The organism is Pseudomonas sp. B392_1p (assembly GCF_052245235.1).
Lineage (GTDB): Bacteria > Pseudomonadota > Gammaproteobacteria > Pseudomonadales > Pseudomonadaceae > Serpens > Serpens gallinarum.
Window position 1 is genome coordinate 178,505 of sequence record NZ_JBQPXM010000009.1, and the last position, 17,254, is coordinate 195,758.

A 17,254-nucleotide genomic window follows, 5' to 3' on the forward strand; every position below is an offset into this window, starting at 1 on the left:
TGGCTAGGCGAACAGCGCCTTGGGCGTGATCCCCAGCGCGCGGCGAAACACCTGAATGAACGCACTGACGCTCTGGTAGCCCACTTTTTGTGCGACCACCGCCAATGCCTCGCCATCGGCCAGCTGCTCCAGTGCCAACAGCAGGCGCATCTGCTGTCGCCATTGGGCGAAACTCAGGCCGGTTTCCTTGAGAAAACGGCGGGTCAGGGTGCGGCGGGGAATACCGGTATTACTTGCCCAGGCATCCAGGTCGGCATCATTGGCGGGGTTCTGCACCAATTGGGTGGTCATCGCCAACAGACGCGGGTCGCTCGGCATCGGCAAGAACAGCGCAGGCAAAGGTTTGCGTGCGAAGGCATCGGCAAACACCTGAAGATAGGGTTCGTTGTCGCTCAGCGGCATTTCGGTCAGCAGCCCCTGCAGCAAAGGCGTTAGCGACACGACTTTGGGCTCGGGCGGCATTAGCCCCCGGCTCCACTCTTGGGAAAAGCTCAGCTGCAAGCCGCGCACCTTGCCGTGGCTGACCATGCCATGCACATGCAGGGAAGGAACCCACCCGACATGGCCAGCCGGAATTACCCACAATCCACGCTCGGTCTGCAAGCTCACTACGCCGTTTTCGACAGTGAACAGTTGGCCTTGCACTTGGGCCTTCATCATCGGGTTGTGGAGAGGACGCACCAGATGACGTACTTCGAGTAAATCCATGAAATGGCCTGCCTAGAATACTTAGCGGCATTTTAACACAGTAGGGCCACTACTTAGCCATACCCTGGCGGCACCTTCCTTGTAAGTAGTTGAGTACCGTATGGCGAGCGGGGAAATGCTCTGCGCTTAAAACGCGCCTAACAGGCTATCGGCCTCGCTGAAAAAACCTTCAGCGTTGAATGGACAAGTCTTGATAGCCGGGCGGCAACATAGCGCAAAACGCAGCAACAATCTTCCGCTTGTGTCACCCCTCTTGTCGATGCGACACGCCGCCTCCATGCCATTGGGCGGATGTGCGGGGCATGATTTGCCCGTTTCTAACTGGACTAGCAGCATCGTCGAGCTGAGTGCCCTCCACCGCTGCTCAGGCGCCCCTTGCCCTTGTCTTGCGCCACAGTTCGCCAGCCGCTTATTGTCGAACAGGCCTCGCCCTGCTCAGCTTGCGCCCGACCTGCTGGCTGCGGTTTCTCTGGTTGGTCACCCGCCTGCTGTGGGCGGTCGCGCCGCTTAAGACACCGCCGCTGTGGGCCGATCATTTCCGGTTGCTGTTCGGCCTCGGCGTCTGCTTACCATTACCCGGAAAGCGTTGTCAGGCGCATCGCCTACAATCTGTTTCGCCATCACCAATACCTTGATTCTCGCCACCTTGCGTGGGCCGACGAGCCCGGCTCGGCCTGCTAACCAATTGAAAGCAACGCAAAAAATCCAAACAGAGGGTTGACAGCTGCGCCCGATCCGAGAATAATGCGCGCCAATTCGGCTACATAGCTCAGTTGGTTAGAGCGCAGCATTCATAATGCTGATGTCCCAGGTTCAAGTCCCGGTGTAGCCACCAAATCCAAGAAGCCCGCCTCGTGCGGGCTTTCTTTTTTTGTCTTCCCTCTCTTTCTCCGCCGAGTCATCACTGCGGCTTGAACCTGCGTGGCAGTTGCCTTGGCGGTGGCCGCAAGGGCAGTCAATGAGACCGACACCTGGGCACAAGGCCGAGGAGCAGCATTACCAGCCGCGCTCGGATCACCACGAGCACGACGCCGACACCAAATGATGCGATTCGTATCACCTCTTGCGCCCGTGGTGCGGACGGTTGCCGTGCAGAGCGTTACGCTTTTGTCCTCCTTGAGCGTTCCCACGAGCCGCCAAGCAATCCGGCGCCCGCTGTATAGCCACGCATTGATCAAAGGCACCCACCCGACGCTTAGGTCAGTTTGACCCGACGCACAAGGCTCAGGGAAAACTGCCGCTGTGCAGCCCTCCTTCGCACGAGCGGCGTTCTGCATGCGATCAAGGACGCGGCAGCTGCTGCTGCCTAACTGCGCTTCATGCCCTCAATAAAATAAGCTCTTTTTGAAGTGCATCGTCAGCTGGCTGATTTTTTCTGCAGCCCTGACGCCGAACAGTGCGTGATTTATCCGGTAAAAAGTCGGCCAAAAATGCTTCATCTCTTTGTGTGAAACTGTTTTCGCCAATTCGAAACAGGAGCGGGCCAAGTCCTGCTTGCCTTCCCGGAGCGCCGCCCGACCTATCTCCCACAAACACGCCGAAAACGCGGCTAGGCTGGTCTCAGACACAGCGCCCACCGATTCGAGCGTCATCAGTATTTTCTCCACTTCTCCTTCCAGCCGGCTCGGTGAGTTTTTCCGTTTAATACTGATGCGGTCTGCTGAAAAATGGACGCGATGGGTATAGATTTTCACCGGTTGATAAGCGAATCGGGCGCCCTTGGCAGCCAAGCGCACATGCAGATTCCACTCCTGACCGCTTTTGAACCTGGCGTCAAAGCCGCCGACTTTTTTCAGCAAGCCTTTTCTATGCATCGGCGTAGAGGTCAGTATATTGGCCATTATCAACTGTGGTAACTGCTCACGCTCCTGTTGGATCACCACGTTATTGATCGTCTTTACGTCGCCCTCTCTGTGTATGATGTAATCGCCATAGACTATTGAATTTGCATCAAGCTTTTTCATGGCATCAACTTGTAATGCAATAGCGTCGGCAAGTAAGAAATCGTCCGCATCCAGAAACTTTATATAGTCTCCGTCGGCCGCACACAGTGCCTTATTGCGAGCAACACAAGCCCCCTGATTGGTTTGTGAAATGACTTTAAGCTCCTTATAATGTTCAAGCACTTCACGGGTTCCATCGGTCGAGCCATCATCAACAACAATAATCTCAACACGCCCATAGTTTTGACCAAGCACACTTTCCACGCACTTAGCAATAAAACGCTCAGAATTAAAAGCCGGGATTAAAACGGATACCAAGGGGCTGTTCATAAGCTTCTTTCAATTGGCAAGCCATCATTTTGGCGTTTCCTCGAGCACTCTGTGACCAAGCCATCGGAAAGCGCGATAGGTTCTGGCCAACCAAATTTTCTACCTAGCAGTTCATCCCACTCAGCAGGATCGAACGTATAGAAGCCCGCAGCCGGGGTCAGGGTAAGCTCGCCGATGTACAGCTGCCCTTGATGTAAATAAAAATCGACTCGCAGATAGCCAAAGGAAGCAGCGAGCTCTTTGGCTATGCGCAGCATCTCGCCAAGCAATGGCGGCTTGGGAGTTGGCTCAGCACTGGAATTTTTCCCCCTGCGCCGAAAAGGTGCAAGGCTCCAATCCTCCAGATAGATCTCTTGTGTCGGGCTTAGCAGCCGCTCGTGTATATGCTGTATAAAAATATACGGATCGTTACTGTCGCCCGGGTTGAAGACATTGAACTTATAATCATCCGGTGGCCGGCCATCACTCAGTAACGCCTTTTCAAAGAGAATCTTGGGCTTGATAAATTTATAATGCTTTTCTCGATACCGACTTGAAAAATCTGACTCCAGCCAACTCCTGGCCAATCGGGCCAATGCCTTTGGATTTTCTTCTTCCTTGCAGGTGATGATTTTCACCTGGCCAGCGCTGTGATTGGCCTTCATTACAAAGGTCGCCGGCAACCTGTCAAATGTTTCAGGCGTAACGTCTTCGCAAATACTATAAATGGGCACCAGATACTGCTCGCCCACCGTAGCAGCCAAATAGCGTCTGACTTCGGCCTTATCCGCAAGGCGCGAAAAGACAGGGTGCGGATAACGCATCCTGTGGAATATCTTCTCGGAAAAAAAAAGCGGCTTATGGAAATTACAGAAACGCCCGTAATTTTGCCAATAACGGGCCTGATAAAAAATGAAATCGGGCGAACGCGCTATTAGCGTATTCAAGCGCTCACCCAGCCTTAACATGCTCATTCCAGCACCCCTTGCTTGAGGTTCCGGCTGGCGGCACTCAACCTGGAGCAAGCCATTATGGTGGTAGCAATCAGCAACAAGTTCAGAAACGCCCCGGCCAGGCTAAATGCAGCCACTGCAACCATGTCGCTTTTGAACACAAAAAAACCCACGTAGATGGCCACAACCCGCGCAAATACGCTTGCCACCTCATATACCAAAAAAAACTTTTGTAACGAGAGTGCCGCTATCGCGGCAACACTGGGCCGATTTATAAAGCCAAAGAATAGCCAGCACGCCAACCATTGGGCATAGCCTCCTGCAACCTGCCACTCCTCGCCAAACACCCACTGAAACAGCCAGGGGCCCAACACCACCACGAGCAAAAAGGGAAACACACCCACCACGGCAAGCGCCGCCGTAGCTTTGATGATCAGCCCGGAAAGCTGCTCTCCTGCATGGGCGGCCTCGGTGAATTTCGGATAGAAAACATCACTGACGGATTTTCCAACCAGCATCGACGGCACCGCCATGACGGTTCTGGCCAAGGTATAAAAACCCGCTGAAGCGGGTCCAAACAGGCTCGCAAGCAGCATGACAGGCAGGCTTTGCGAGAGCGCATTTAGTAAGACTTGCGGTGCTCTGAATAACGGAAAATCTGCATGGATTCTGGCCCAGCCCTTCAGCTCCGCTATCGTTGTACGCGTACTCGACGGGCCAGAAAAAAGCCCCGCCCCCGTCGCGAGCATCACGGCGTGCAGTGCGCGTCCTGCCACCGCCAGGACAATCAAGGTACTGGCAAAAGGGTGGACAACCCCTATCCCAGTCTTGCTCATGTTCAGTAAAAGCGATTGGATTATTGCCACGCGCGCCGTGACAGAAAACTTTCCCTTTCGAATAAGCCATTGCTCCGCTACCTGCATGCAGGCTGCAAAAAACATCGCCATTGGAATCAGCATCATGAAACCAGAGATAGCCTGCAAGCCCAGCAAGCGGACCAGTTGGTCTGCCGAAAAATACAATGCCACCGCAGTTAGCACAGTGATCACCAGCGCTAGCAATACTGACAGTTTTGCTATGGCAAGCGCTTCATGATCCTTCTTGGGTAGAACAATGGCGATGGGATAGGTGAGCGCGGCAATAGGCGTCAACACAACCAATATGGCCATGAACGCACCTAATTGCCCAAACGACTCCGGCCCATACATGCGGGTGATCACTGGCGCAAAGGCTATGGTGATCGCTTGGGCGACGGCGGATCCTGTGGCTACGGCCAACACATTGCGCACGAAAGGTCGCTGGCTCAGGTCTTTGAGTGTGATAGGCAAAGTACGCATTTTTGTATTGATCAGCCCTTTAGCGTTTTGCCAGAGCCTGCTGTGCACTTCTAATCAGGCAAATCCTTTGTCCTCATCAGTAAAGCGTTTTTTTGCGCTTCTGCCTGAAATTCCGAGGCGGGGGCTGAACAACTGCCGAAGCCGCTGTTCAGCGCAAAAAGCGCAGGCAATGCCTAGCGTCGGATCCCTCCCGCAGGCACAGCTCCCTCCTGCACCGCACCCCGCAGCTCCTCATGCTGTAAAAAAAGGCGGATATAGCGAGCCTGATGATGACTGATCTGTTGATTGCGGGCCTCCAGGGTTTGCTCCAGAGCCTGCATGGTATTGAGCTGTTCACAGGACAGCGCGCGGGTGTCAGCCAGCTGTTTTTCCAAGGTCCGGATTTCTGTCTGAGCCAAACGCAGCTCTGCACGCAGCGTATTGAATTCCAGCTCTTGCCGAGCCAGGGATTGCTGGCGAAATTTCCGCTCGGCGTGCAAGCGGCGTATTTGCCCCTGCCTGCCGCTCAATCTCAGGCTTTGCCATACCAGCGTCAGCAGCAGCAGGATGCTCAGCAGCATTGATCCGCCAAGCACTGCCCAGCTCAGGCTCATGGTATTCATGTTTTTCTACGTCCTGCAAAAAGAGTAATGGCAAAACGATATGTAGATTTATGCGACAGGTCTATAATGTGGATGTGTACAGGTAAAGTTTTCAAGCACATGGAGAGCATATGAAGCGCAAGCAATCGATCGACCAGGTCCGGTGGGATCTGGCCCTACGCTATCGATTGATCGAAACCGTAGCCTGGTGGGAAGGCCGGCTGACCACTGGGCACCTGATGCAAAGCTTTGGGATCAGTCGGCAGCAAGCTTCCAAGGACATCAACACCTACCTGACTGAGCATGCCCCGAAAAATCTCGCCTACGACAAACACCTCAAGGGATATGTGCCGGGCCGGCAATTCAAGCCGCTGTTTATCGATGACAGCGCCAGTGCCTATCTGCATTTGCTCAATCAGAACCATGAACGCGCACCGCACATAGACGGACTGGCCTTGGCCTACGCACACACCGAAGTGCTCAATGTGCCAGACCGGAGCATTTGTCCGCAGATTTTGCGGCCGATCCTCAAAGCCTGCCGCGAAGGGCTACGCCTGGAGAGTGAGTACGTATCGCTGACGAACCCAGCCGCGGAACACCGGGTAATTGCCCCGCACACGCTCGTCTACACCGGCATGCGATGGCATGTGCGGGCGTATTGTGAAAAAAATCAGGATTACCGCGACTTCGTACTCAGCCGATTTCGCGGTGAGCCTGACCTGATGGATGCCAGTCACAACGGGCGTGACGCGGATGTCGGCTGGATGACCTGGGTTGACGTGGTTCTGGAGCCTGATCCGCGCTTGAGCGGGGTGCAAAAAAGCATCATCGAGACGGATTTCGGTATGCGTGATGGCCAGCTGCGTATCCCCAGCCGTGGCGCACAGGTGCAGTACGTACTGCAGCGTTACCAGATCGATTCCACAAAGATTCAGACCAAAGCCGCAGCGCAGCAGATCGTGGTGGCCAACCTCGATGAGCTGCAAGCCTGGCTGTACACCTGACCAGAGCGGAGCCGTGACCTGTCAACTAAAGGCACAGGTCAAGGTGGGAGCAACGCGGCGCTCAGCGCCGTTTGGGCAAGGTTGCCAGCAGCAGTCCACCGAAAATCAGTGCGCCACCCATCCAATGGAAGCCTTGCAGGGTTTCACCCAGCAGCACATAAGCCAACACGGCAGCGAACACCGGCATCGAATACAAGGCCAGCGAAGCTTTGGCCGCGCCAATGATTTTTACTCCCTGGTTCCAAGTCACGTAGGCCACCAGCGAGGCAAGCAGCGCAGTGTAGCCAATCGCGCCGAGTGTGCGGGGCGTCACCTCGAAGCCGCCCACCTGGCGCAGCTCAATCAGGTAAAACGGCAGAATGGCAACGAGCCCGACCGAAACGAACGCTGCCAGTAATACCAGCGGCGGCAACGCAAAGTAACTACCCCAGCGGCGCAACAGCACCGTATACAACGCCCATGCCAGCACCGCGAGCAACATGACCAGATCACCAGGGTTGAACGACAGGCCCAGCAGGTTTTCCAGGCGCGCCTGACTGATCAATACCAGTAGGCCGCAGACCGCAATCAGCATGCCGAGCCAGGACCGCGGAGATGGCCACTCCTTGAGCAGGAAGCCGGCACTGATAAAGGTCGCCAGCGGTATGCAGGTATTGAGCAGGGTGATATTGATGGCTGTCGTGCTTTGTGCGGCGCTGTACAACAGCGAGTTATAGGCACCGATGCCCAATGCGGCGGTCAGCGCCAACCGCCAGCCGGCCTTGCGCAACACGGCGCGCTGCTGCCAGAGCGGCACGATCACGAACGGCAACAGCACGGCAAGAGCCAAGGCCCAGCGCCAGAACGACAAGGCGAAAGGGTGAATTTCTCCTGAGGTGGCGCGGGCCACCAAAGCATTGCCTGCCCACAGCAGACTGGACAACAACAGGCCGGCAGCGGCCCAGGCGGAGCGAGAGTTCATTACGTGGTCTCAACGGCTATCGGCCACAGGGCAGCCGATCAAATGTGGGGCTTACACCCTGAATGGCGCGCGTCACCTTACGAAGCGAACTGAAGTTTGACAAGGCAAAAAGCCATTCTCGACACTCAATGCGTCAACAGCGACAGCCGCACCGAGCGTGCCAAGGAAGGTTGCTGTCAGGTAGAAACCCGACGACGCTGCAGTCTGAAGCCCAGCCAGACAATCAGCCCCATGAAGAAGCCAACCAATGCGGCCGCTCCCCATTGCAACAGGCCCGCATAATTGAACAGCTCAGTCGGCGCCAGGCTGGCCACTCGCAGTAAACGCTGCTCGGCGGCTGCGCCGTTACTGGAAATGTCCGCCAGGCCGTCACCGTCCAGATCCGGCAATCGGGCAATGTGGTCAAGCAGCGCCTGCCATTCCTTGTATTCCTGGATTCCCTCTTTCTGCGGTTCACGGTCGAACACCGCATCGCGAATCATCGCCAGAGGTTGGCCGTCGGCATCCTTGGGCACCACTTCAAGCAATCCCTTGCTGAGTTCGGAAATCAGCCAGGTGAAGCTGCCGACATAACTGGTCGCCCCGACGCTGAGCAAACCCGGCCTGGCCATATCCAGTTCCTGATAGCCCTGTTCTGCTGACCCCAGCCAGATTCGGCTGACACGGTCGAACGGCACGCGGTACGGGTTGTAGCTAAACCTGATACCCGATACCCGCGGGTAATAGCTGTCGCTCTCACGCAGCTGATAGGCCAGCAGCAGCACCTCGAGAATGTTTTTAATTTCGCGGGGGGTGAAATACACCTTGATCAGCGGATAGCCGGGCTCATCGTCGAACTCGCCGATTCCCAGCGGCGCGATCCTGAACAGGTCCGATACGTTCTGCACGCCGGTGCGCCCCACAAACAGGTCATCCCGGATAGTGCCATTGCCCGTAAACGCAATATCGCTACGCGTCGCCTGACGCAACGCGTCGGTCACCAGATTGCCCAGAACGGGATCATCCCAGGCGCGGGTCAACGTCTTGTCGACCTTGGCCAGAGGTTGATCGAAGCGGTAGCCCAACGGCTGCAGAACTCGTGCACTGACCTGGCTCTGGTAATCAGCAACCTGGGCGCTGATTGCTTCATCACCCGGCAAGGCGTCGTCAATGGGGTGCAGCTGGTAATTCACCAGCCGGGGAACGCCCGCCTCGTCCAGGCGCATGTGCAGCTCGCCCAGGTACTGGATTTCCGAGCCAGCCTGCAGCACCAGCGTGCGGCCATTGACCAGCACAGGCTGGGTCAGCACCGAATGCGAATGGGCGCCGACCACGATATCGATACCAGGCACGCGTTCGACCAGCTCTATGTCCTCGCCGCGCCAACTCCCGTCGGGCTGCTGACTGACGCCCATGTGCGACAGCAGGATCACCACATCGACCTGTTCCTTATCACGCAGCGTACGCACCATTTCTGCTGCTATATCTATGGGATCGGCGAAAGTCACCGGCGTCATCAGCGGGCTGACCTCTACAGCGTCGTACCCCATCAGACCGAACAGGCCAAACCGCAGGCCACCCCTTTCCACCACCCGGTAAGGCAGGATGCGTCCCTCATCCTGATGCACCTGAAGACGGTCATCGTCTGCCTGCTGAGCTGAAAAACGGATATTGCTCGACAGAATCGGCACCAGACCCGCGCCTTCTGCACGAGCGGCGGCATCGATCATTTTCGCCAGCCCATCCGGGCGAAAATCGAATTCATGGTTGCCCAAAGTGGTCGCGTCATACCCCAACGCGCTGAGCAGGCGCAGCTCGCTGCCCAGTTCACGGGTTACGGTATGAAACAGTGTCCCCATGCTGAAATCACCGCCATCGAGCAACAGCACCGGCCGCTCATCCGCCGCCGCGCGTCGTTGCTTGAGCAGCGTGGCCAGCCGGGCCACGCCGCCAACGGTAGCGTCATCGTCTGTGGTGCCAGGGGTGTATTCATTATTGGGGCCAAACCCCAGCAAGCGGGACTGCCAATCGTTGGTATGCAAAAGCGTGAAACTGCGGTCGGCAGCCAACCCATGACCGACTATCGTCAGCAGCAGCGCGGTAAGCAGGAAGCGGAAGACGTGCATGAAAATCCTTGTAAATAGTGAGAGGGAGATCCGCTGGCCAACTGCCGGACACTCGGTCGGAATCATCCCATCTTCAACCGGTCCACACCAACAAACACCTAGGCGGGAGCCGGTCATGAACGATAAACGCAAACCCTATGTTCCTGAGGAAATCGATGACCTGCAGGACCGCATGGGATCCATTGAACAATTGGATTTCAATACTGACGATGAACGGCTGGGACGTACCGGAGAACGCTTGTCCGACGAAGAATTGCGCGACAGATTTCCACCCAAGCGCGTTCGTGAAGCGGGCATGACCGGTGGCGAGGCGCTCGGTCCGGATGTTCACGAAGACGGCATCACCCAGGATGACCTCAGTCCTGAAACACTGTTCGACGAAAGCGGGGCGCGCTCGCCCAATGAGCGCGGCCACGGAGGTGCCGCGGATGAGTCGTTGAGCGTGGTTGAAGGCAGCGAAATAGGTGGCGGGTACGGGCTGGACGAAGCCGAACTGGCGCAGATACTGCCTCTGGATGGCGAGCCGGAAAACCCGCCCGGCCAGGGGCCTATCCCCAAGGGAGATGACCCAGCGGACCATAACCCGCCCCGCAAGGGCGGCAAATAGATCAGTCGAGCAACGTGCAGGCCATAACCAGGGCATCTTCACCGCCCCCCGGCGCCGGATAATAATTGCGGCGCCGGCCAATCTCGTTAAAACCGAAGCGCTCATACAGCCGGTAGGCAGAGTGATTCGAAGCCCGTACTTCCAGAAAACACTCCTGGCCGCCCCGTTGGCGGGCTCGAGCCATCAAATGTTCGAGCAACGCCAACCCCAGGCCCTGCCCCTGATAAGCCGGGGAAATGGTGATATTCAGCAAGTGAGCCTCATCGAGAATCAGATCGATCACGCCATGGCCGACCTGCTCATTCCCCACAAACATTACCCAGCACTCATAAGATTTCACAGCATCGACATACAGGCCGCGTGTCCAGGGATGGCTAAAGGCAGCATGTTCGATAGCCAGAACGGCGTCGATATCCGCTTCGGTCATGGGGCGGAAATTCAGGGTGTTACTCATTATTGGCACACTACTCAAGAGCCTGAAGAAAGTGGGTTCAATGCACAACGTGCCAACGTCGCATCACTCTGCGCATTGAGTGCCAAAGCTCACGCTTGCGTACAGGTTCGTCCATCAGCAACTCGAGTCCAGGCATCGTCCAGGCAGCCCCCAAGCCTTCGATCTGTAATTCACGGTGGAATGCATGCTCATCGACTTCGCCAGCAAAGCGCAGAGCCGGGGCACCGATCAGCCACAGGCACGCGCAGGGCTGTTCATCTTCAGCCATTCGGGCCGCGATGAAGCTCTGCACGAAATCGCGCGCTTCGTCGGGACCTTGCTCCAACTGTCCGCGCATCAGCAAAGGCCAGCGCACTGGCTCGCCAACTAACCGTGGGCTGTCAGGGAGGCCAGCGGCGCGCAGCAAATCACGCAACAGCAGATAAGCCGGGTCGCGGCTCTGGAAAGCTTCGCCTGTGGGTAATTCAACCAGCAGCAAACAATTGCCGGCACGTAACAACTGCAAGGAAAACCGGGGTGGCGCAACCGCCACAGGCGCAGGTGCTACAGGTGTTTGGGGCGAGGCCGCTGCTTCCACACCCGCCGAGGCAACTGGTGGCCGGATGCTCTCGCGCAACTGCTGCACAGACTGTGGGCCGTTATTGGTAGGGAGTTTCGCTCCCTGCACAGGGGCGGCAACCTGCTTATCACGCCCAGATGATGGCACAGGCGCAGCTCGTACTTCGGCCTTGGCGACCGGAAGCACTGCCAGCACGGCCGAGTTCGAGGGTGCAGCATGGGGCAAATCCACGCGCGGCAGCCACGTGTCGATCTGCATGGCATTTAGATAGGCGCGGCGGCCACTCTCGCTGATCAAATCCCTTCCACCTGCGGATGAGCGCGCAGCACACTGGCCTGCATCAAGTTCAAGGCATTGAGATAAGCCTTGGCAGACGCCACCACGATATCGGTATCGGCACCATTGCCATTGACAATGCGCCCACCTTTTTCAAGACGCACCGTGACTTCTCCTTGGGAGTCAGTGCCCTGAGTGATCGCATTGACGGAATACAGTTGCAGCGTGGCCTGCGACCCCGCAATGCTTTCGATCGCCTTGAACGTCGCATCAACTGGGCCTGAGCCCTGGGCACTGGCTGCCTGCTCATGCCCGTCGACCGCCAGCATGAGCCTGGCTTGCGGCACTTGGCCGGTCTTGCTGGTCACTTCCAGACTGGTTAGCTTGTAGTGCTCGGGCGTTTCCTCAGTCAGGGTATCGGTCACCAGCGCCTGCAAATCCTCGTCGAAGATTTCATGTTTCTTGTCAGCCAGATCTTTGAAACGGGCAAACGCTGCATTCAATTCATCCTCCGCCAGCGCGATGCCGAGCTCGTCCAGGCGAGAGCGGAAGGCAGCACGACCGGAGTGCTTGCCCATGACCATCTTGTTGGCATTCCAGCCGACCGATTGCGCCGACATGATTTCATAGGTTTCGCGATGCTTGAGCACGCCATCCTGGTGGATGCCCGATTCGTGGGCGAACGCATTCGCACCGACAATGGCCTTGTTCGGCTGTACCGGAAAGCCGGTAATTCCGGACACCAGCCGCGAGGCACTGAGGATATGCTCTGTTTCAATACGCGTATGTACACCGAGAAGATCCTGGCGAGTCTTGATCGCCATGACGATTTCTTCCAAGGCGGCATTGCCGGCCCGCTCTCCCAAGCCGTTGATGGTGCATTCCACCTGACGCGCACCCGCCACCACGGCGGCCAGCGAGTTGGCCACTGCCAACCCCAGGTCGTTGTGGCAATGCACCGAGAAGACTGCCTTATCGGCATTGGGAATGCGCGTCAGCAACTGGGCAATCAGCTCACCATATTGGTGGGGGATTGCATAGCCGACAGTGTCCGGAATATTGATGGTGCGCGCCCCCGCATCGATTGCCGCTTCAACGATGCGGCACAGAAAATCGATATCTGAACGCCCGGCATCTTCGCAGGAGAACTCTACGTCGGCACACAGGTTACGAGCCTTCGTCACCGCTCGCACCGCCTGCTCGACCACCTGGTCAGGCTGCATGCGCAGCTTGTATTGCATGTGAATCGGGCTAGTAGCGATAAAGGTGTGAATCCGGCCGGAATTGGCACCCTTAAGCGCTTCCGCCGCGCGCTCAATATCGGCATCGACCGCGCGGGCCAGGCTGCACACCGTACTGTCCTGGATAGTGTCGGCAATCGTCTTGACCGCTGCGAAATCCCCGGGACTGGCAATCGCAAAGCCCGCTTCAATCACATCGACACGCAACCGTTCCAGTGCCTTTGCAATGCGCAGTTTCTCTTCCCCGGTCATCGACGCACCGGGGCTCTGCTCGCCATCACGCAAGGTGGTATCGAAAATTATCACGCGGTCATTGCTGCTCATGTCCACTCCTCGCGGCCAGCTCGCCCAGAACTCAAGCGATACGTCGCGGCAACACCGCAGCGCATCCAATGCGGTGAATTGTGGCCCGAAAGGCGGCCTGGGGAAAGCAGCAGGAGACGCTTGCCATCCGCAGAACGGCAAACGTGCTGGAAATTAGGGGGAGGCGAAGATATACAGGTTGCCCTGCATACGAACCGCACCATCGATCTGGTAGGTAAAGAGATCATGCTGCTGCAGGCCGGGCCCCTGACTCGCCTGGTTGGCACCCGAAAGGGAGTATTGCGCATTGGTAAAGCGCGCCTCGCGCAACCCAACCCTCAATGCTTCGCTATTGAACTGTGCTCCTTCGCCATTGAACCCGCTGTCAATCTTGACGATGTCCAGCGTAACTCCATCGAAGCTGAACGTGCCTTTGATGTTATCAATGATAATAAATCCCGCACTTCGCCCAGGATTAATGGCAATACGCGCTCCACAGCCTCCTGCACAACGCGTCAAGTCTGGATTGGGATTAAAGGTCACCGAAGCGCTGAGAGTGATGCCATCCTGGCCCGTGACTGCACCCAACTCCTCTTCCGCCAAGGGGCGCAGGTCGGCCCATGCCATCAATGAAGAGCAGCCCAACAGAATGCTGGCAAATATTCGATGCATGATGGCTCCTCAGCGCGGCAAGTTAACCGTGCGCATTTCCAGATAGTCGAGACGCAAACCTCGAATAGCCTGTGCCCCCACATTAACGCCACTCAGACTTACATTACCGACGCTGATGTTGCTCTTGGGTACTTGGGCATAAAATTCCTGATGATTGGCCCAGGTAACCGCTGGCAATTTAAAGCGCAACTCACCATCGGAAAACACACTGAAATGCAGCGGCTGCAGCTTGCCGTGCCCGATATTGATATCGAAATAGACGTTCTTAGCCACCAGCCGATTCAGGTCTGTACAGTTGCGGCAGGCACTGGCAATTACTTTGTCTGCATACAGTTGAAGGCTGATTTCCCCTGCTAAACCCTCTGCATCGCCCCAAATATTCAGGTACGAGCCGTGCAAGGTGAAACCCTCGATATCGAGGCCGAAATAATCGCTGCGGGTCGTCGTGGCCCCTCTTATGCCGGCGTTGCTGCTGCCGCTCCATGCAGTAGAGGCCACATTGAATGTCGATCCGAAACCGATATCCATGCCCTTTACCCGTGTCTCGCCATTCTTGAGCGAGGTCGAGACCATAACCAGGCTGACGCGATCCCCCTGTGCCTTCCCTATCCGCCCCCCCGAGCACATATAAGTGGTCGACGTCGGCACACCGCACAGGGAGCTGTATTCGTTGTAATCACCAATACGTTCAGCCAAGCTCCAGCCGTTTCGAAGTGTCTTCCAGGCTTCGCCAACAGCCTGCTGCGCAGTCATTAACTCTCCGCTTTTAGCGGTGAAAGCATCTACCGATGCGTTGTAGGCGCGGACATCGGGCACCAGCAAACTTGAACAGACATCACCGCACCAGTACTTCTCGCCCAAATTGGGCTTCGGATACGTCCCGGTATTTCGAGCTGCCGCATGCAGATTACTCATGTTCGTTCTGGCTGCGACATATTCGTTATTCTTGATGTCCACAGTATTCTGCCGTGCTTGAACGGTCAGCATATCTGCATCGATGCCCTGCTTTAACGCAAGCCAGCCTCCGCCACTCAGATGCCTCAGATGCAGATGCTGACTCTGATCATTCATCACACTCAGCTGACCGTCGATTTTCGCTACGGCAAGATCCGGGTTCGTACAGTTGGCCTCTCCATAAAGGCAGCCTTGGTAATAGGCCCACAAACCATACTTGTGCGTATCATTGAGAGGATCTGTCCAGGTCGGGGTTTGCAGCTGAAGAGCATGCGTACCCGCAGGTAACGTGGGGGAGGAATCTACAACGTTCAATGTGAATGGGTGCAGGGGAGTACCAACCACAGCCGGAATATCGAGAGCTCCACGCTGACTGTTGGCACCTTTGACATAGAGCTTTTCCAACTCGATCGTCACAGGGTTGTTTTGGGAATCCTTTATGCCAATGATTCGTGCATTCGCAGTGGATTGATCATAAAGAAAGTCACCCAGAAAAAAACCGATACCTGCTCCACTGACGTCGCCCATCTGCTCGTCGTCAAGCGGCTGCATCGCCCAACAGGTACCGCCTGATAAGATCAATACGGCCAACCACAGCGCGCGCCCTGTCATCTCAGCACCCCGCCCCTAGCGCACCGATACAAGTCGGCTCACGAGCCGTACCTCGCAAGGCGTCGTATAGATTCAACAGGAAGGGGTATACCGCATTGGCACCCTCTCCCGTCTTGGCAAAGTTGGCAAAGGCACCACGCTGCGTCTCGACAAATTTGCCCGCATTGGCCAAATCTTGCCAAGGCACGTTTTGATTTTGCAGGGAAAAGAAAATCCCAGCCGCACCACCTTCCTGAATATTGCTTTTGGTCGGATCACCTACGTAGATAGATTTGTAGTTAGCAATGGGAAAGCAGGTGATCAAGCCCAAGGCAGCACAATCGGTTACCTTTGACAAGGTCGGGATCAGCGCAGCGATCAAGCCCGTCTCATCCGTCAGCAGGGATCCACCGGCTGGAACACCGATATGCGTAGCACGGTTGATATTAACCCCATCAATGGTGGTAAAGCCCGTGCCGTTCTGCAACAGCTCCACACCAGCGTACACTTCCGTGTCACCCGCTAGCAGCAGCGCCGTACAGTTGATCAGGTTGGCAATGCCGCAACCGGCAGTTTCTCGATAGAACTGATAAGCGATGGAGGCAGGTCCGTAAATCTTGCCTTCCATTTTTCCAGTCAACGACAAGATGTCACCCGACAGGTAGCCCATGGAGCGACCGAAACCTAACCGCAAACCTGCAACTTCGCGTACGCCCTGCGCATTCGATTTGAAGGCGAACTCGATGTAGGGGTCTAAAACCTTGAATGCCTCGATGGTTGCGTTAGGCGTATTGGCGTTGCGCACCCTGCCCAAGGCAAAATTATTGATCAGGATGTCTGCTGACTGGTTGGACGCCAGACCGGGAAGGCCTGCACGGTCGAAGTCTCCCATGCGCAGCTCTTCCATATTGGTCAGCACATCGATTTCGGCGCCCAGGTTGATCCGAGTGAACTGAAATCCGCTGTAGGTCAGCGCATCCATGGTGATCAGCGCCTGGCCGGAGATAGCCGACAATTCCTGGTCATCCATTGGCTTCAAAGCAGCCAAACTGGCAGCGCTGAAAACACAACCGCAAAGCAGAGCTAGAAGGCGTTTGCCGGGTGAAGTGAGGGGGCGCATGGACTCTTCCTTGTGATAGCCAGCAGACTCTTACGGCTACTGACTATAGGTAGCTGCGCCCTTAAAACAGACCAACCCATAGTCGTGTACTGACTGACTTGTTCAGCCTTCGAGTTCTTCACTGTTACCAAGGCCACCCTATGCGTAACACCGCCCTCACACGCTTATCCTCGAGAGGGAGCGCTTACGCACGTTTTTCCGCGCGCACAGACAAAACCCCAACCCGCGTGCGCGGATTGGGGTTTTGGGTTTAGGCGCTTGACGATGACCTACTCTCACATGGGGAAACCCCACACTACCATCGGCGAAGAGTCGTTTCACTGCTGAGTTCGGGATGGGATCAGGTGGTTCCAACTCTCTATGGTCGTCAAGCAATTCTTTCGGGGCCTCGCGGTTCGCGCGCGGCTCCAGATTCGGTATGTGATAGCGGTATCGGTAGTGGTTTGCGGTTCGCCGAATTTTCGGTTTGTCGACTTCACCTTCAACACCGTCTGCTGTGCAGCAGATTGTTTGGGTGTTATATGGTCAAGCCTCACGGGCAATTAGTACAGGTTAGCTCAACGCCTCACAACGCTT

At 56.3% G+C, this 17,254-nt stretch carries 15 protein-coding genes, 1 tRNA gene and 1 rRNA gene; 3 read left to right on the forward strand and 14 right to left on the reverse strand.

Annotated features, from left to right (window positions below; genetic code table 11):
* Positions 1-3 precede the first annotated feature (3 nt).
* Entirely contained in the window at positions 4-708 is a 705-nt protein-coding gene (locus ACTV8E_RS14315) for a helix-turn-helix transcriptional regulator (protein WP_251837015.1), read from the reverse strand.
* Between the two features lie 758 nt (positions 709-1,466).
* Here ACTV8E_RS14315 and ACTV8E_RS14320 point away from each other — a divergent pair.
* Positions 1,467-1,543: transfer RNA gene (locus tag ACTV8E_RS14320), tRNA-Met, on the forward strand.
* Positions 1,544-2,033: 490 nt separating this feature from the next.
* On the opposite strand, the gene ACTV8E_RS14325 is transcribed toward ACTV8E_RS14320, so the two are convergent.
* The 4 genes from ACTV8E_RS14325 to ACTV8E_RS14340 all read right to left on the reverse strand — a co-directional run bounded on the left by ACTV8E_RS14325 (position 2,034) and on the right by ACTV8E_RS14340 (position 5,852).
* Positions 2,034-2,981 (reverse strand): glycosyltransferase family 2 protein, encoded by a 948-nt coding sequence (locus ACTV8E_RS14325; protein WP_443199908.1) that lies wholly within the window; start codon positions 2,979-2,981, stop codon positions 2,034-2,036.
* Positions 2,978-3,934, reverse strand: coding sequence for an ATP-grasp fold amidoligase family protein (locus tag ACTV8E_RS14330; RefSeq protein WP_443199909.1), 957 nt, complete (start codon positions 3,932-3,934; stop codon positions 2,978-2,980). The genes ACTV8E_RS14325 and ACTV8E_RS14330 overlap by 4 nt, the downstream gene beginning before the upstream one ends.
* Entirely contained in the window at positions 3,931-5,298 is a 1,368-nt protein-coding gene (locus ACTV8E_RS14335; RefSeq protein WP_443199910.1) for a lipopolysaccharide biosynthesis protein, read from the reverse strand. Before ACTV8E_RS14335 ends, ACTV8E_RS14330 begins: the two co-directional genes overlap by 4 nt.
* A gap of 125 nt (positions 5,299-5,423) precedes the next feature.
* Entirely contained in the window at positions 5,424-5,852 is a 429-nt protein-coding gene (locus ACTV8E_RS14340) for a hypothetical protein (RefSeq protein WP_443199911.1), read from the reverse strand.
* Between the two features lie 110 nt (positions 5,853-5,962).
* On the opposite strand from ACTV8E_RS14340, the gene ACTV8E_RS14345 reads away from it, so the two are divergent.
* Complete coding sequence (locus tag ACTV8E_RS14345) at positions 5,963-6,835, forward strand: WYL domain-containing protein (RefSeq protein ID WP_443199912.1); 873 nt, start codon at positions 5,963-5,965, stop codon at positions 6,833-6,835.
* Between the two features lie 61 nt (positions 6,836-6,896).
* On the opposite strand, the gene ACTV8E_RS14350 is transcribed toward ACTV8E_RS14345, so the two are convergent.
* Together ACTV8E_RS14350 and ACTV8E_RS14355 are read right to left on the reverse strand one after the other, a co-directional pair.
* The gene (locus ACTV8E_RS14350; protein ID WP_251837021.1) at positions 6,897-7,796 is read right to left on the reverse strand and encodes a DMT family transporter; all 900 of its coding nucleotides are present in this window, start codon (positions 7,794-7,796) and stop codon (positions 6,897-6,899) included.
* Between the two features lie 176 nt (positions 7,797-7,972).
* The gene (locus ACTV8E_RS14355) at positions 7,973-9,901 is read right to left on the reverse strand and encodes a bifunctional metallophosphatase/5'-nucleotidase (protein ID WP_443199913.1); all 1,929 of its coding nucleotides are present in this window, start codon (positions 9,899-9,901) and stop codon (positions 7,973-7,975) included.
* A 115-nt stretch (positions 9,902-10,016) separates the two neighbouring features.
* On the opposite strand from ACTV8E_RS14355, the gene ACTV8E_RS14360 reads away from it, so the two are divergent.
* Entirely contained in the window at positions 10,017-10,508 is a 492-nt protein-coding gene (locus ACTV8E_RS14360; RefSeq protein WP_443199914.1) for a phosphotransferase system, HPr-related protein, read from the forward strand.
* Position 10,509: 1 nt separating this feature from the next.
* Here the strand turns inward: ACTV8E_RS14360 and rimI are convergent, their stop codons facing one another.
* The 7 genes from rimI to rrf all read right to left on the reverse strand — a co-directional run bounded on the left by rimI (position 10,510) and on the right by rrf (position 17,050).
* Positions 10,510-10,962, reverse strand: a complete 453-nt coding sequence (gene rimI / locus ACTV8E_RS14365; protein WP_273537404.1) for a ribosomal protein S18-alanine N-acetyltransferase — start codon at positions 10,960-10,962, stop codon at positions 10,510-10,512.
* A 37-nt stretch (positions 10,963-10,999) separates the two neighbouring features.
* Positions 11,000-11,818: an energy transducer TonB gene (locus tag ACTV8E_RS14370; RefSeq protein ID WP_443199915.1), complete on the reverse strand. Its 819-nt coding sequence runs from the start codon at positions 11,816-11,818 to the stop codon at positions 11,000-11,002.
* Positions 11,815-13,362, reverse strand: a complete 1,548-nt coding sequence (locus ACTV8E_RS14375) for a 2-isopropylmalate synthase (RefSeq protein ID WP_443199916.1) — start codon at positions 13,360-13,362, stop codon at positions 11,815-11,817. The genes ACTV8E_RS14370 and ACTV8E_RS14375 overlap by 4 nt, the downstream gene beginning before the upstream one ends.
* A gap of 153 nt (positions 13,363-13,515) precedes the next feature.
* A complete protein-coding gene (locus ACTV8E_RS14380) occupies positions 13,516-14,013 on the reverse strand; it encodes a DUF6160 family protein (RefSeq protein ID WP_251837027.1) in 498 nt (165 codons plus the stop codon).
* 9 nt (positions 14,014-14,022) lie between these two features.
* On the reverse strand, positions 14,023-15,579 hold the full coding sequence (locus ACTV8E_RS14385) for a hypothetical protein (RefSeq protein ID WP_443199917.1): 1,557 nt from the start codon (positions 15,577-15,579) through the stop codon (positions 14,023-14,025).
* 1 nt (position 15,580) lies between these two features.
* Entirely contained in the window at positions 15,581-16,678 is a 1,098-nt protein-coding gene (locus ACTV8E_RS14390) for a hypothetical protein (protein WP_251837029.1), read from the reverse strand.
* Positions 16,679-16,934: 256 nt separating this feature from the next.
* Positions 16,935-17,050: ribosomal RNA gene (gene rrf / locus ACTV8E_RS14395) — 5S ribosomal RNA — on the reverse strand.
* Positions 17,051-17,254 lie beyond the last annotated feature (204 nt).